This window comes from Candidatus Avelusimicrobium alvi (assembly GCF_958451995.1).
GTDB classification, from domain to species: domain Bacteria; phylum Elusimicrobiota; class Elusimicrobia; order Elusimicrobiales; family Elusimicrobiaceae; genus Avelusimicrobium; species Avelusimicrobium alvi.
The window spans coordinates 1-15,352 of record NZ_CAUDSG010000011.1; the positions used below are offsets into that span (position 1 = coordinate 1).

17 protein-coding genes, 2 tRNA genes and 1 pseudogene are annotated in these 15,352 nt (G+C 46.5%); 11 read left to right on the plus strand and 9 right to left on the minus strand.

Annotated features, from left to right (window positions below; genetic code table 11):
- The 7 genes and pseudogenes from ACQY36_RS03375 to ACQY36_RS03405 form a co-directional block, all read right to left on the minus strand.
- A pseudogene (locus ACQY36_RS03375) lies at window positions 1-300 on the minus strand (hypothetical protein); the annotation flags it as partial.
- Window positions 301-970: 670 nt separating this feature from the next.
- Window positions 971-1,044: transfer RNA gene (locus tag ACQY36_RS03380), tRNA-Ile, on the minus strand.
- A gap of 346 nt (window positions 1,045-1,390) precedes the next feature.
- Window positions 1,391-1,452 (minus strand) — tRNA-OTHER (locus ACQY36_RS03385).
- 257 nt (window positions 1,453-1,709) lie between these two features.
- Window positions 1,710-1,937: a hypothetical protein gene (locus ACQY36_RS03390; protein WP_428077725.1), complete on the minus strand. Its 228-nt coding sequence runs from the start codon at window positions 1,935-1,937 to the stop codon at window positions 1,710-1,712.
- Between the two features lie 125 nt (window positions 1,938-2,062).
- Window positions 2,063-2,296: a hypothetical protein gene (locus ACQY36_RS03395; protein ID WP_428077727.1), complete on the minus strand. Its 234-nt coding sequence runs from the start codon at window positions 2,294-2,296 to the stop codon at window positions 2,063-2,065.
- Window positions 2,286-2,573, minus strand: coding sequence for a hypothetical protein (locus tag ACQY36_RS03400; RefSeq protein WP_428077729.1), 288 nt, complete (start codon window positions 2,571-2,573; stop codon window positions 2,286-2,288). The genes ACQY36_RS03395 and ACQY36_RS03400 overlap by 11 nt, the downstream gene beginning before the upstream one ends.
- Window positions 2,574-2,819: 246 nt before the next feature.
- Entirely contained in the window at window positions 2,820-3,863 is a 1,044-nt protein-coding gene (locus ACQY36_RS03405) for a tyrosine-type recombinase/integrase (RefSeq protein WP_428077731.1), read from the minus strand.
- A 119-nt stretch (window positions 3,864-3,982) separates the two neighbouring features.
- Between ACQY36_RS03405 and ACQY36_RS03410 the strand changes: the two genes are divergently transcribed.
- Window positions 3,983-4,543, plus strand: a complete 561-nt coding sequence (locus tag ACQY36_RS03410; RefSeq protein ID WP_428077733.1) for a Panacea domain-containing protein — start codon at window positions 3,983-3,985, stop codon at window positions 4,541-4,543.
- Window positions 4,540-4,914 carry a hypothetical protein gene (locus tag ACQY36_RS03415; protein WP_428077735.1) on the plus strand — a complete coding sequence of 125 codons (375 nt, stop codon included), beginning with the start codon at window positions 4,540-4,542 and terminating at the stop codon, window positions 4,912-4,914. The genes ACQY36_RS03410 and ACQY36_RS03415 overlap by 4 nt, the downstream gene beginning before the upstream one ends.
- Before the next feature lie 83 nt (window positions 4,915-4,997).
- On the opposite strand, the gene ACQY36_RS03420 is transcribed toward ACQY36_RS03415, so the two are convergent.
- Complete coding sequence (locus ACQY36_RS03420) at window positions 4,998-5,717, minus strand: hypothetical protein (RefSeq protein WP_428077737.1); 720 nt, start codon at window positions 5,715-5,717, stop codon at window positions 4,998-5,000.
- 1 nt (window position 5,718) lies between these two features.
- The gene (locus ACQY36_RS03425; RefSeq protein WP_428077739.1) at window positions 5,719-6,081 is read right to left on the minus strand and encodes a hypothetical protein; all 363 of its coding nucleotides are present in this window, start codon (window positions 6,079-6,081) and stop codon (window positions 5,719-5,721) included.
- A gap of 551 nt (window positions 6,082-6,632) precedes the next feature.
- Here ACQY36_RS03425 and ACQY36_RS03430 point away from each other — a divergent pair.
- From ACQY36_RS03430 to ACQY36_RS03470, 9 genes are all read left to right on the plus strand, one after another.
- Window positions 6,633-7,076, plus strand: a complete 444-nt coding sequence (locus ACQY36_RS03430; protein ID WP_428077741.1) for a Panacea domain-containing protein — start codon at window positions 6,633-6,635, stop codon at window positions 7,074-7,076.
- On the plus strand, window positions 7,076-7,531 hold the full coding sequence (locus tag ACQY36_RS03435) for a hypothetical protein (RefSeq protein ID WP_428077743.1): 456 nt from the start codon (window positions 7,076-7,078) through the stop codon (window positions 7,529-7,531). The genes ACQY36_RS03430 and ACQY36_RS03435 overlap by 1 nt, the downstream gene beginning before the upstream one ends.
- 170 nt (window positions 7,532-7,701) lie before the next feature.
- Complete coding sequence (locus ACQY36_RS03440) at window positions 7,702-8,151, plus strand: hypothetical protein (protein WP_428077745.1); 450 nt, start codon at window positions 7,702-7,704, stop codon at window positions 8,149-8,151.
- Window positions 8,148-8,513, plus strand: coding sequence for a hypothetical protein (locus ACQY36_RS03445; RefSeq protein ID WP_428077747.1), 366 nt, complete (start codon window positions 8,148-8,150; stop codon window positions 8,511-8,513). The genes ACQY36_RS03440 and ACQY36_RS03445 overlap by 4 nt, the downstream gene beginning before the upstream one ends.
- Window positions 8,491-9,738, plus strand: a complete 1,248-nt coding sequence (locus ACQY36_RS03450) for a PBSX family phage terminase large subunit (protein WP_428077749.1) — start codon at window positions 8,491-8,493, stop codon at window positions 9,736-9,738. The genes ACQY36_RS03445 and ACQY36_RS03450 overlap by 23 nt, the downstream gene beginning before the upstream one ends.
- Window positions 9,739-9,745: 7 nt before the next feature.
- On the plus strand, window positions 9,746-11,848 hold the full coding sequence (locus tag ACQY36_RS03455) for an anti-CBASS protein Acb1 family protein (protein ID WP_428077751.1): 2,103 nt from the start codon (window positions 9,746-9,748) through the stop codon (window positions 11,846-11,848).
- A 142-nt stretch (window positions 11,849-11,990) separates the two neighbouring features.
- Window positions 11,991-12,890: a phage minor head protein gene (locus ACQY36_RS03460; RefSeq protein ID WP_428077753.1), complete on the plus strand. Its 900-nt coding sequence runs from the start codon at window positions 11,991-11,993 to the stop codon at window positions 12,888-12,890.
- Between the two features lie 10 nt (window positions 12,891-12,900).
- Window positions 12,901-14,820, plus strand: a complete 1,920-nt coding sequence (locus ACQY36_RS03465; protein WP_428077755.1) for a DUF2213 domain-containing protein — start codon at window positions 12,901-12,903, stop codon at window positions 14,818-14,820.
- A gap of 2 nt (window positions 14,821-14,822) precedes the next feature.
- On the plus strand, window positions 14,823-15,338 hold the full coding sequence (locus ACQY36_RS03470; RefSeq protein WP_428077757.1) for a structural cement protein Gp24: 516 nt from the start codon (window positions 14,823-14,825) through the stop codon (window positions 15,336-15,338).
- Window positions 15,339-15,352 lie beyond the last annotated feature (14 nt).

Here is a 15,352-nt window from a genome sequence, read left to right on the forward strand (position 1 = left end):
GTCGCCAGACACCCACGCGTCGCCAGACACCCACGCGGCGCCATACACCCGCGCGGCGCCATACACCCACGCGGCGCCAGACACCCGCGCGTCGCCATACACCCGCGCGTCGCCAGACACCCACGCGTCGCCAGACACCCACGCGGCGCCGCATTGGCTTAAGTTTTCTTCTTTTTGGATGTATCCGCCCTTTTCGCCAGCGCCGACATCAGCAAAAGGAACTAACGCTTGGACGCGGAAAACCTTTTCGCCGTCAGGCACGATAATATATTCGTTTTTTAAAATTTCGTATTTTTTCATAATTCCTCTTAGAAGGGTTTGAAAATTTCTTTAAAATCCACTTTTCTGGCCTGGTTTAATTCTTGTTCCGCTTTTTCAGCTACGGCCTGTATTTCTTCCAATAAACCAATAATGTTTTTACTCATACTTCCTCCGAAATAGGGGGCGGAGCAGATTACCGCCCCCGTGTAAGACCTTTCCTTTGTTTTTAGGCCCCGCAATACTAGGATTATTGGGGGCGGGCCGCCTGCTCACTCTTCCGGGCCTGCCACTGTGTCCACCCGTCAAGCATTAAGCCATACTTACTGCTTCGTAAAGAACAACCAGCGAGATTTTGCCACGCTGTCCGGCCCGTTTTTTACCCAGAACGGATGGGGCTCGTTATTTCGCGCTGCGCGCGTTAAATTCTTGCGGGGGGAGGGTTTTTAAGCCCTCCCGTGGTTGGCCCGCAGGGTTTAGACCACCCTAAAATCTGCCCGGTAATCGGCACCGTCCGGGCCACGGCTTTATGAGGTATTAACAAGACCCTTGCCTGACACAATTATGCGCATTGTGCCCAACGTACTTACTCAATACCCGCCATAGCGTGATGTCGTATAGTTTTGCGGGTCAGTTTAATCCATTCCCGGCGGCTGGCTGTTCGGTTGTAGGAGACCCCCGCCGGGCCCGGGACCTGATACCCGGGAAATCTTGCGCCTGCTGGGACTTGAACCCAGAACCTACCCGTTATGAGCGGGGCGCTCTAACCAATTGAGCTACAGGCGCGTAAATTGTTAAAGAACTGCATAAAAATAACCGTATAAATAACTGTTTAAAAGGGGGCTTTATATCCCGTGAACATCGGCGAGAGCCGGAAACCAAGGGAACAGGGAAAAATAATTTTTTAAAATTACTATCCCGCCGCGTCTTCCCGTAATCAAATAGATTCACGGGTTAAAGTTTGGGTATTGGGTTATAAAACTTCACGGTCGGAGGTCGTCAGCCCTAAGACGTTGCCCCCACTATTGGCCCAAACTAAAAGTGTCGCGTATTGTAAGGCGTTTCGGTTGTTGGTTGTTTAAAGAGTGGTAACTCGGGGCCCGCTCTATTCCTTACAATGAAAATTTAAAGGTGGGAACGGCGGGATTCGAACCCGCAAGTACAAACTCGCTTTACCAGTTAAGATACGTTCCCAAAAAATTTAGCCCGGCTCTTTTTAACTCCACCGGGAGAGAGGCCCTTCACATTCCTGCTACTAATTCGCTTGTTTAAGTTCTGCTACAAGTGCCTTAAACTCGTCGTCGGTTTGCCCACATAAAAGGGGTTGTGTCTCACTCAACAGTAGTATGTTTGTATGGCTGTGGTCTCTAAACACCGCTACGATGCTTATGTCTTTGATACTGGCGACGAGTTTTCCGTTGTCTTTGATATTGATAAACATCTTCTGCCTCCTATTTCAAAAGCTCAATGGCCGTTTGGTATTCTTTGGCCTGTTTTAACAGCGGGCCCACTTTGGCGTAGAAGCGGCCGCTAAAACTCTTTATCTGCTCCATAAGCGGCTTTTTGCCGTTCTGCTGGGTTCTAAACTCCCGCTCCAGCTTGGCCGTTTCCCGTTTGGCTCGGCCCAGGATGTTTGCCCGTTTGGCTTTTAAAAGCTGTACTTTTTGATTAAGTTCCATACTTTCCTCCTAAATCGCCCACACAAACATAAGGGCCAAAAACGTGTAAACGGATAACAGGGTAACGGCGCACGACACGTCGCTCATCCGTTCGGGGTGCTGTAAAAGCGTGATAAACTGTTTCATTAGTTGACCTCTCTCCGTGCCAGGTATGCTTCAATGTCGCTCTGTGCGTACACCGTTGCGCGGTGCCAGCGGCTTTTTAAAGGGTTTAAACCGTTTTTGCCGCGTATTTTTAGCAGGTTGGAGAGCGTACAGCCTATAAGCTGTGCGGTGGCGTTTTTGGTAAACACCACCTCCCCTAACCCCGGGTGCATGAAATAATGCTTCTTGCTGATTTCGTCCAGTTTAATCGGCATGGGGGCTAACTCCAAAAAGATGCCTTACTTCACACAGATTCCTCTCCACCAGTTTTTGTAGGGTCTCCAATTTTGATTTAAAGAAGGATATTTCTTGCTCGCGTTTATAAATTAAAGCCTTAGTATATGAGTTATAAATTTGGTCCGCAGGTATGACCAATTTTTCGTCGGTTATATACCAAGTGCAACCAGGGCATTTAACCCAAGCCATTTTTCCGTCCTTGGCTAATACTTTTACGTTTTGTATTTTTCCATTCACAACTATGTATTTGCTCATATCTTTCTCTTTTTTTGTAAAATAAAAACCGCAAACGATTAACTCTGGGCAGAGCGGCGGATGCCATTCGTTTGCGGTGCTCAACTAAAAGGGAAATTGCTTTCCCCGTTTCCAAATTGTGTTTTTTAGTTGAGCGCCGCTGCCCATGCGGTTTACTAACAAAATTAACTGTTAGTGCTTAATGCTCTTTGACAATTTTTTCCCCTTAGCGGAATAATGCATGGACGAGAGATAGGATTTGTGTGTCTATTTTCCGAGTGAGGGAAGTAACGCGGTTGCGGAAGCAAAGTCGGAAACGTTGAGGTGGATGTACTTTTCGGTCTGTAAGACGTTGGAATGCCCCATTAAATCAGATACGGTTTTAATATGGGCTCCATTTTTAATAAGCATAGTTCCATAAGTGTGCCGGAGTTTATGCAAAAAGCTGTGCAGGTGGGGGAGAAACTGTTTAACTGTACGGCGGTACTCATAGCTCAAGTAAGTGGGAGCATTTCTGTTACCTGGACAATTAATGATATATATACTATGCGGATTATTGGCTATGCTGTCCTGTATTGCTTTTTCCGTATCGGGCCGAAGTGGAATAGTCCGGGCTGATTTCTTTGTTTTTGGGGCCCATTCGGACTTTGAAGTAATAGTTATAGTATGGTTGCGCGGGTTATAGTCCGATTTATACAAAAACACCATTTCCCCGCGCCGCAGGCCCTCTTCCCATCCCAGCATAAAGGCCGTATATAAATCCCCGTTTAAAACGCCCGCTATTTGGCGCAACTCCTCCATGGAGTGCCAAACAATACGGTTTTTTGTCTCGCCTTTTTCGGCCTGCACAATATCCCATTTTTCCAGTCGTTCTATCTTCCCCAGCTTTTCCGCCGTCTTCATCATACTTTTAAGCGCCTTAATTATTCGGTTTCTGCCGGCCGGCCCAGGTTTATTATGATGTTGGTTTGCCAGTTTCTTCAGGTAAGCCTTAAATCCCAGCAGTAAATCCGCTGTAACTTCCCGGAGCAAATGGGGCTTCTTATAGGCTTCCAGTCGTTTGATAGCCAGTTTATGTATGTAGAGCGTGGCGGGGGAACGGTTGTCTTTTAGGAAGCCCAAATACCACTTTTTAAAGCTATTCCAAAGTATTATTTCCTGGCTTCCCGGTTGCTGGTCCTCAAACAGTTTAACAAGCCTTTTTTCTAATTTTCGGGCGGCCTTATCATCGCTGGTTTTTAAGGAAATCCGCTCACGTTTCCCAGCGCGGGTGTAAAAGTCCGTATAGTAAATATTGCCTCTTAAATACATAAATAACCTCCGTTTTAATTAATAAATGACTTGTCATATTGACAATTAGGAACTAAACTAACAATAATAAGAAGATAGGCTTTTTGAATAATTGATATAATAGAAATGATGGGGAAAATATGATAAAACCTAATTTTAATGAAAAAAAAGCGACTGGCTTGGCTACGTATTTATTACGATTAGCCGGCGGAACTATGAACAAGATGAAGTTAATCAAGCTGATGTATTTGGTTGACCGTGCGAGCTTGTGCGAAATGGGGCAGTTTGTAACTAATGATGATTTTTATTCACTCCCCTATGGTCCTTTTTTAAGTCATACAGCTGATTTGATTAATGAAGAACCTCAAGAACCTACATTATGGAATAAGCATATTGCGCCGCCGGCTGATTATAGCGTTTCTTTGACCCCCAACAATCATACCGAAATGGAAGAATATTTATCCGAATATGAGTTAGGATTAGCACAGAAAATTTATACTCGGTTTGGGACTATGAATATCTGGGACTTGGTAGAATGGTGTCATAGAAATTTGCCCGAGTGGAAAGACCCCGGAAGAGGTAACCGATTGCCGATTGATTTGAGTGTTATTTTAGATGATTGCGGAAAAACTCCAGAAGAACAAAAAGAAATCATAATGGGATTGGCTGAACAAGCCCAAGTAGAGCGGTTTTTCCAATGAATACAGGGGATGTATTTTTGGCGCTCTTGTCTGCTAATGAACCTAAAAAACATTTTTGGGTTGTCGTTTTGGCAATTACCAAAAGCGGAAATGCGATAGTAGGAGATATCACTTCCCGCTGTAAAGACCCCTCTCTTCCCATTAATGATGCGGAGTATGAATGTTTAACTCAGCCCGTATCTTATTTTAATTTTCCCGAAATGCAAATATTGCCTTTAAATTATTTAGAGGATAAATTAAAAAAACGGGAAATGATTGCTAAACCAAGTGTGTCGGAAAGCTTGTTAAAACAGATACAGCAAGGCGCGATAGATTCACAGTTTACGCCCCAGAATATCAAAAATTTACTTAGGCAATATCTTAAACATTAATCCCCGGCACACCCGGGGATTTCTTTATAAAAATAACCAGGCATCCTGTGCCTGGTTTTTTTATCCCCCGAGTGAGTGGATAGTTATTTATTTGCTTTTTTGTCAGGTTCTCTTGTTTCTATATTTTGGTTAATAGACATAGATTCCCCCCTAACAGCAACTCTTGATGGATACTTTGGGTTGGAATGTTCCATTATGCCCAATTCTTCTTTTATAGCTCCTTGAATGTTATTATAAATCTCTACCAATTCTTGTGCATACTTTCTGTTTACCTTGATTTCTGTTTCTTCATCTGGTATTTTTTTAGATGACAAAAAGGCATCGTACCGTGATAAAAACTCATTATAGTAGCTTTTCACCGTAGAAGAAATATACAAATCTTCGGTTTCTATGATTTCTTTGATATTCGCAATACTTTGTTGTAAATTATCAAAGTCAACTCGGTTTAAATTTGTTTTTTCGGCCAACTTTAGTGCCACGTTTTTTTCTTTAATAAATTTTTTCATTAAAACATAATAAGAGGCGTGTTTTTTGTCCAAAGAAAGAGTCTTTCTATATCGTTCAAATTCTAAATCAGAAAAAATTTTATCCCTTTCTATTTCTGCTCTAACATTAAAGATATTAGAGGCGCATAGAGCAATAAACAAGCTACATACTGTCACTAATTTGTCATATTCCTTCTCTATTACTAGCACAATTATAGCAATCAAAAATCCAAACGAGATTAAGATAAAAACAGAATTTTTAACCCACTCCGGAATAGGTCTGACACGACCAGTTATAGTTCCCCATATCTTCTTCATATTATTTCCCCTCCTTAGCCAGCTGAATAAGAAGGTCTAATTTCGCTTCCAAACTCTTTAATTTCTCTTTAATGAGTTCTGCTTCAAAATTGCCTATAATCTGCTGGATTTGGCAATCTTTGTTTTTAACATTATGCTGGATAGGTTTTTCTTTTTCATAAACATTAAAAATTTCCTTTATCTCTTCTTCTGATTTTTTATAAATATGCGCCAAGTCTTTTATGGCTTGTTCAGATGGAACCTGTTCTCCTGAAAAATAACGGTTTGTGGTGGCTGTAGACGTATGTAAATCGCGAGCCATTTTTGCCTGGGCTCCGCGTAATTTTCCATTATTTATTTCTTTGAAAAAATCTTCTATTTTCATATTTTCTCCGTCGTAAAAAAGAACGCTTGACAAATGCTACATTTATTACTAATATATTTATGTAGCAAATGAAATAATTTGGACGGTAAAAAATTTCCGTGCAGGGACATAAAAATCCCCGCACAAACGGAATAACAGTATAGTCTGATACCGTCCAAAGTAAGCAGACTATACTGATTTAATTTTAGTACATTGCAGTTTTTTTTGCAAAAACTTAGACACAGTTTTTCGTTTTCCCTCGGAGCATTATTCCGCTAAGGGGAAAAAGTGCCCAATACATTAACTTTCTTGTGCCCACAAAATGGGCACTTTTTTATTGGGATTAAAGGGATAAATATTTACTTTGCTAACAATATTTGGTATAATACATCATAATTAGCTATCATCTTCCTTTTTCTTTCCTAATCCATTTTGGACTTGTCAAGTCCTTATAAAACCCCTATAATATATTTAAGGAAGTATTGTATAGTACGGAAATTATAGAAATTTTTATTCTCCCGCTTGCTTTGCGAAGTAACCGGGATTTGTTGTCATAAAAAACGGAGACTATTATGGCAAATATTTTTGATGTGGCTAAATATATATTAAAAAAAATAGGCCCCATTACTGCCATGAAACTGCAAAAATTATGTTATTATTCGCAGGCGTGGCATTTGGTATGGGAAGAAAAGCCATTATTTTCTAATAAGATAGAAGCTTGGGGAAAAGGCCCTGTGTCTCCCGAATTATACAAATGGCATAAAGGCCAGTTTATTGTGAATGTTGATGAGGTGTTAAATAAATTGGCTGCCAATAAATTATCTAGCGAAGAAAAGAGTTCTATTGATGCTGTATTAAAAGGATATGGTAAATATACAGCACAAGAATTAAGTGATATGACACACCGAGAAGAACCTTGGAAAGCGGCTAATTCCTTGTGTCCCGTATCTGGTAATTGCACAGCTGAGATAACAATAGCAGCTATGCATGAATATTACAGCAGTATTGGGAAATAATGGGAAAAAAGAAAAATAAATCAGTACGTTTTACATATACGCCGGGGACAGCCGTAAAAGCTCCCCGGTCTTTTTTGAAACCATTGGATAATAAGTTTATTTGGGCTTTTAGATGTGATAAGGTGGATTGGGAACATCCTTACTATGGATTTTGTGTAAAACGTATTCCACAATTTATTAGGTCCATCAAGCCTAAATTGGATAATTATGCAACTATGAAATGGGCTGAAATAACAGCAAAAGAAAGCTGTCATTACATGGATACAAGTCGTTTAAGTAAGGGCTTGATAAGTAGAATCATTGAATTGTTTGGAGAAAATGGCCCAGAAACTTTGTATCAAATTCGCTTGGATGGAACTCATAGAGTTTGGGGATACAGAGAGGATAATATCTTCTATGTGATGTTTAATGACCCGGAACATCTAGGATATCCCGTTGGCAAGAAACATACTTAAAATAATTTCCTATCCCCGCCGCGCGCGGGGATTTTTGTTGACAAATTTCATTTTTTCACTTATACTATGATTGGGCAAACTGTTCAGCTAAAAGGATAACAGCCTTTTACGAACAGTTTTTTATTTTAAAGGCTCTTTCCCTGAAAAACCAGAGGAAAGGGTCTTTTTTTATGCTCAAACAAATTTGCGATGCCTTAACCGCCCTGCGTCAGTATATCCTGCAAACTCATTGGTCTTCCCGCGGGAAAGCCTATTCCACCCACCTGCTTACGGACCGAATCTACTCAGGTATATCGGATGACATTGACCGCTTAAAAGAATTATCCATCGGCGCCACAAACGATTTATCTATTGCAGACGCTGAAAGTACCTTTAAAGACGCACTTGCCTATATCCGGGCCCTATCCGAAAACCCTTCTGTTTCCAATACTCAAGCAATGCTTCATACCTGCATGCAATTGGAAAATGCCGTATCCAACCTGTTACAGCAAGCGTGCGAGTATTACTCCGCGTTGCCCGCGCAAACGCCTTATAAAGCGGGTATTTTGAACGCGCTGGGCGATATTGACGAAAAACGCCTGCGCGACATTTATTTAATCAAAACGGAGCTGGAACAATGAGCGGTAAAAGCAACTTAAAACCTATCCGAAGCGTGGGCGAAGCGAGGGAAAAGGGCAAAAAAGGGGGTATCGCTTCCGGCAAAAGCAGGGCCCGCCGCGCCACTATGCGGCAAATCCTGCTGGACTTGCTGGGAACAGAGGTAAAAACTCCCTTTGCCACAGAAAAAATGCCCGCGGACCGCGCCTTGGCATACGGGCAGATTATTAAAGCCATCAGCGGGGACACCCAGGCGGCCGTGTTCGTGCGCGACACCATTGGGGAAAAACCCAAAGACGTTTTGGACGCCAATTTATCCGTACCCGTTATTGTAGACGACATTGCCAAGCAAGGAGCAAAGCGTGGCAAACGTTCGGTTAAGTGATTTAATCGCCCCCGTGTTTTGGCCCGTTTGGCGGGATATTAAAGCCGGCGCGCATACGCACTACTGGTTTAAGGGGGGAAGAAGCAGTACGAAGAGTTCTGCCATTTCACTCTTTCTCATTTTGCTTTTGATGCAGGACCCGGAGGCTAACGCCATTATCTTCCGCAAAGTAGGCGACACCTTGCGCAACAGCGTGTATGAACAGGTCAAATGGGCCATACAGCAGTTGGGGATGGAAGCCTGGTTTAAGTGTTCCGTGGCGCCGCTGGAAATGACTTATCTGCCTACCCGGCAGAAAATACTGTTCCGCGGCGTGGATGACCCGCTTAAAATCAAATCGCTAAAAACAGCGCGGGGATATTTTAAGCTGGCCTGGTTTGAAGAATTGGCGGAATTTGCGGGGCCGGAAGAGGTGCAGAATGTGTTGCTTTCGGTTATGCGCGGCGGAGGAAATAAGCCGTTTATTTATTTTTATTCCTATAACCCGCCCCCGCAGGTAAGCAGCTGGGTCAACCGTGCTGCCAATACGCCGCAGGCGGACAGACTGGTAACCAGCAGCAGTTATTTGGACGTTCCGAGCGCCTGGCTGGGGGACGCTTTCCTGCGGGAAGCTGCGCACCAAAAGAAAGTGAACGAAATGCTGTACCGCCACGTGTTTCTGGGTGAAGTAACGGGCACGGGGGGCGCGATATTCCCCAATGCGCGTACACTCAAAATGTCGGACGAGATGATAGCGCAGTTCAGCAATATACGGCAGGGCATAGACTGGGGATTGGTCAATGACGCGTTTGCCTTCGTTAAACTTCATTACGACAAAACGCGGCGCAGTATTTATATTTTTGACGAAATTTATCAATGGGGTTTAACTAATCCCAAATCTATCCCCTTGGTAAAAGAAAAGGCGGATTTAAATCGCTATATCATAGCGGACAGCGCGGAACAGAAAAGTATTCAGGAGTATTGGGAAGCCGGTATTTATATTTCCGGATGTTTTAAAAACAACAAAAGCGTCATGTTCGGCATCAAGTTTTTGCAGGGGATGGACAACATTTTTATTGACCCGGACCGGGCCCCCAACACCTGGCGGGAGTTTTCGGGCTATGAGATGGAAAAAGACAGAAACGGCGAATGGAAGAACCGCCCGCCGGACAAAAACAACCATACGATAGACGCAACCAGTTATGCACTGGATGAGGACAAAGGGATATATGTTCCAAAAAATTAAACAAAACATGCTTAAAACCGCTGCCGCTTATTTGAAGCCCTATCTGGCCCCCAAAGAGGAAGCGCCTGTGGTGCTGGAGGCGGATGTTACGCACGGCCGGCAGAGCATTAACGTCGCACAGTATCCCGCCGGCTCGGCCGAGAGTATGCTTACCGCGCAGGACGCGCAAAGACTTTTGAAACTGTCTTTTCAGCGCGGGCCGGAATCATTTTGCATACAGCCGGCTTCCGGCAGGCCCTACGCGATGGACTGCGGCGCCGATGATTGTCAGCTCTCGGCGCGCAATATGTTCGGTATGGACGGCGTGGCCAATGCCATTATTTATACGTTTTTTGCCAAACACGGTTTTATTGGCTGGCAACTGTGTTCCATGCTGTCTCAGCACTGGCTGATAAACCGCGCTTGCCGCTTACCCAACGAGGACGCTCTTGCCCCCGGCTGGACGGTGGAGTGGAGCGGGGAAGCCCCCGAAGGAGAAGACGACAAATCAGAACTGCTGCGTAAAGTGGTGGAAGTAAGCAACCAGAAATTTAAGCTGTCCGAAGCCGCCCTTCGTTTTGGCGTTAACCGCTCCATTTACGGGCAGGCGCTCGCTTATTTTGAAATTGAAGGCGAAGACCCCGCCACGCCGCTTAACATAGACGGCGTGAAACCGGGCACTTTTAAGGGCATTAATATCGTGGAGCCTTACTGGGCGTTCCCGGAATGGAACGGGGACGGCATGACGCCCGGAACTTCGCATTTTTACCGCCCGCAATATTACACGGTAGGCGGAAAGCGCATACACATCAGCCGCCTGTGCGTCAAACCCTTCGTGGAAGTGCCGGATATTTTGAAACCCTCGTATTACTTTGGCGGCATTCCCTTAACTCAAATGATTTACGAGCGCGTTTACGCCGCCGAAAAGACGGCCAACGAAGTGCCGGAACTGGCATTGACTAAACGCATGCTGGTGGCGGACGCGAATATAGCGGACATGATGGCGCGGCCGGACGTCTTTGGCGCCAAAGCCAATATGGTGTGGCGCAGCCGCAACAACCGCGGGGTGTATTACAAAAACCCGCAGGAAACCGTAACCCAGTTAGACACCAACCTGGCCGATTTGGACAATAACGTCTGGACGCAGTACCAGTTGGTGGCGGCGGTGGCTTCTTTGCCGTCTGACAGGCTGCTAGGCACTTCCCCTAAAGGGTTTCAGAGCACCGGGGAATACGAACGCCGGACCTATGCCCAGACGCTGAAAACGTACCAGGAAACGGCTTACCGGGAATTTGTGGAAAAGGGAACCGCCCTTACGTTAAAGAGCGAGTTTGACTGCGCCAGACCTATTTCTGTTATTTTTGAACCGATAGACACGCCTACGGAAGCCGAACGGGCCGCCACGCAGTTGCAGCAGGCGCAGCGGCTGTCCGCCTTGATGAATGACGGTATCATCAGCGCGGAAGAAGCGCGCGAGAACCTGATAAACGATAAGGGGGGCGGTTTCAGTCAACTCTCCAAAGAGCCGCCGCAGGAAGAACTGCCGGACCTGGACGGCCTGCTGGACCCGAAACGGGAAAAAGGCCCGGAAAACCCGCAAAACGGCGGAAATCCCACTGGCGGCGCGGCGTCTGCCAAAGACGAATGGGACGAGAGCAAACACCCGCGTAAAGAAAATGGACAGTTTGGTACGGGAAGCAGTCCTGAATCTAACCCTGAGGATAAATCTAAGCCTGTTAAGTCTAATCAACCCAAGCCGCTGAAAGAGTTTTTAGGGAAAGAATACACGGGGGTAAAGGGGCAGGCCGCCGTGGAAAAACTCCTGCAAGAGAAGCAGGGGTACGTCAAAGCCGCTTTTACGCGCGAAGATATTGGCGACATTGACCTGGTGTGGGGCGATGAAGAGAAGGGATTAGCTCATCTTATTAAACGCCGACAAGAGGAAGGACGGTATTTACCTAAAGATATATTGGACAATTTAACTGAAATTGTAGAAAAAGGACAATTAAGCAAGAACAAAGAAGGCAAATATGAAATTTGGCACAACCGTGTAGTTATTGTAGTGGCCCCTGATTATAATGGGGAAGATTTAAGATGGGTAATAACTGGTTTTAAGCAGAGAAAGCCATAAAAAAATCAGTATCCCGGGAGGACGCCATCCGGAGCTTTAATCCGGTCCCCTCCATTTTACTGCAGCATGGGGCGACTTTCTGCTGTCAGGATACTGATTACCTATAGTATAGCGAAAAAGGGCTTGGTTTTCAAGGGGTTTTATGAACGCGCGGAATAAAAATATCGTTTATGGCAAAGCTGTGCGTCCCAACGCCGGCATACGGGCGTGGTATCGCGCGGCCCTGCTGGCGCTTACGCGCGATATGGCGGATAAAGTAAAGCGCCGCCTGCTTAACGTATACGGCAAATATGAAGACCAGGTAATCCCCGGCGCCATGGACGCCAATCTTTCCAGCCGTACGGAAGCAGTCCTGCGCCAGCTTCAAAAAGAAACAGAACGGGAATTTGCGCAGAAATCCCAACAACTGGCGGAGCGGTTTGTAGCCCGGACGGACGCGTACGCGCGTAACAGCGCCAAAGAAAGCGTGAAAGGTATGCTTAACCAGGCGGCCTGGGCTGGGTTTGAGGTAAAAGGGCAAACAGTCAGCCAGGCATTAGCCGCGGTGCTGAAAGCCGAGATTTACGACAACGTAAATTATATTACCAGTATTCCCAACCAGTATTTTAAAGACATTGCGGGTGCGGTGTTCCGCAATATAGCCCAAGGTAAAAGCGCGGACGAAATAGAAAAGGTTTTAGCTTACACCGGGCGCGTAGCACAGCGGCGGGCAGAACTCATAGCGCGCGACCAGAGCCAAAAGGCTTTTGAAAGTTTGTCCCGGCAACATATGAAGGCCGCCGGGATTACGCATTTTGAATGGGTGGCAACCGGGGGCGGTATGCACCCGCGTCCCCTGCACCATAAGGACGTAAAGAACGGGGGGCTGAACCACGGGATATTTTCTTTTGACGACCCGCCGGTGATAGACGAGGGTTACACGCCCAAAACCCCGCGCGGAACGGCCCGCGGGCCCGTGCGCGGCTTTCCCGGCGATTTACCTTACTGCCAGTGTATTAAGCGGCCCGTGCTGGTAATGAGCGACAAACAACAGATTTTATAACGGAGCAAGTATGGCAAAAGAATTGGACTCAAGCAAATTTTGGCTGATAAAAAACAACCCGATAACCAAGGCGGGCATATTCCCGTATTTGGGCCGTCAGATTTCGCCGGATTTGGAACCGGGGCGTATTTATCACGTTTTGCGCCCGGAGGCCGAACTGTTTGCGGAAGAAACGGTGAAGTCTTTTAATCTCATTCCGCTTCTTATCGGCCATCCGCGCACGTTGCTGGGGCGCAGGGAAGAAGGCTTTGTCCCGGCGGAAGAAAAAGGAATGGACGGCACCACCGGGGAAGCGGCCAAACGTGAGGGAGACAAAATCGTCAATGACATTAAACTATTTTCCGAGCGTATCAAAGACGAAGTAAACAGCGGCAAGAAAGAACTTTCCGCCGGGTATTTTTGCGATTTTGTGCCCGAAGCGGGCCTCTGGCGCGGCCAGCATTATGATTTTGTGCAAAAGAACATCCGGGGCAATCATATAGCTTTGGTGGAAAAGGGGCGCAGCGGCTCCGATGTGCGTGTGATGGACAGCGCGGAAGCGTTACCCAAAAACAACCGCCAGTTTGTGTGCGACGCTATGGACATTACGGTCCCCTGGACGCAGGACGAAAACCCCAACCACAACCCGGAAAACGGCCAATTTGCGCCGAAAGGGCACGGGGGGAGCCAAAGCGCGGAACCTGCCGCCAAGAGCGAGGCAAACGGTACCCCCGGCGTGGTTAAAATAACGGGACAGGAGCTGGGGGACTACAAAGACATTAAAGAACTGCGCCAAAAGGCGGTGGACTATTACAAAACCCATTTACAGGGAAAGAGCGTAGAACACCCGGAATTGGGAAAGGTGCTGTTTAGTCGTAAAGGGATTAATAAAGTTATTTCTTCTAGCGGTAATGAGAATAAATTAAAATTTGTCCCGGCCCTGTTAAACATGATTGAAAGTGGGAAGTATGCGGGGGAAGAAGCTCTTAAACACCCGCGCGAAGACGGAATTGTTAAATTCCATCGTTTAAATCACGTCGTTCAATTTAAAGAGAAAAAATACAACACATCTGTTTTGGTAGGAGAAGATAAACAGGGAAATAGGTTTTATAACTTTAACGAGGATGTAGACGGTTGGAAAGAAAAAAACCTTTCCACCGCTGGCCCACGTCAAAGCAGGGGCGATGGAAAGGCTACTAATAGTATAGCTGATAATGAGGAAAATTTCAATATGAAAAAACTATCCGAAATGAGCATATCCGAAATGCTGGAAAGCGCCAGCGACGGCATGAACCTCTTTATAGAGGAAGATTTAAGCAGTAAAACTAACGGGGTTGGCGGTAAAGACGCCGCCCCCGAAAAGGAGAATGAAATGGACAAGAGAGAAATTATCCGCGAGATTATGGCCATTTCCGCCAAACCCGTCAGCGAATTTAAGGGCGGGGAAGAAGAAAAGGTGGAAACCGTCTCTAAACTCGCCGAAAAGCTGGCCTATAAACCCAGCGAAACGGGCGCGAACGACGCTTGCCCCAAAGACGAAGACCCGGCCAAAAAGCCGGAAGAAAAGCCCAAAGACAAAGCGGCCGACGAAGAAGCCCCCAAAGACGACAAAAACAAAAAGCCCGAGGGGAACGCGCAGGACGCGGCCCTGTCTATGGATGCGATGGAAAAAGCCTTGTTGGAACGTATGGGCCGCAAAACCGAACTGGTCAGCCGCCTTACGCCTATTATCGGCGCGTTTGACAGTGCCGCTATGACCGAAAAAGAAGTTGCGGTTTACGCGTGCAAAAAGCTGGGCAAAAAAGTGGCTATGGACAACGCTTTGGAATACTTGAAAGGGTATTTGGACGCTTACCGCCCCTCCCAGACTCGTATTACGTTTCGCGCCGCGCAGGACAGCGCCCCCGCGGGGGAAGATAAGGTCCTGACCGAATTTAAGGAGGGTAAATAAGTATGCCTTTTCAGAAAACCGTAAATAAAGAACTTGCCCTGGGCGTTCCCGGGAATTTCTATGACGTTTCCCCTCGCCGCGTGAGCACGTTTGTGTCCAAGGCGAACGACACTGTGCTGCCGGCTTTTGGCCTGGCGTGCACGGTGGACGGGGCGGCCGCCAAAGTGGGCGGAACCGGCAAGTTTTTGGGTATTTTTGTGGATACCCACAGCGTGCCGCTGTATGGCGGCCTTACGCCGTCCGTTTCCGTACCGGCCGGCACCATGCTGCCCGTAGCGTCTTTCGGCCGGATTTTGGTTAAAGTCAGCGCGGCCGTAACGCACGATTCTTCCCTGCCGGTGTATAACACCACCACGGGCGAAATCAGCGGCGTGGCCGCCGGTTCTTCCTCCGCGGGTGCGGGGTATGCTTTTATCCCGGGCGCGAAGTTTGTGTTTGTTGACGCGGCCGCCAAAGGCACCGCTATTTTGCAGCTGAACGATTATGCGGATGAACCCGCCGCGGCTGCCGGGGAGTAATAGGAGAACTCAAG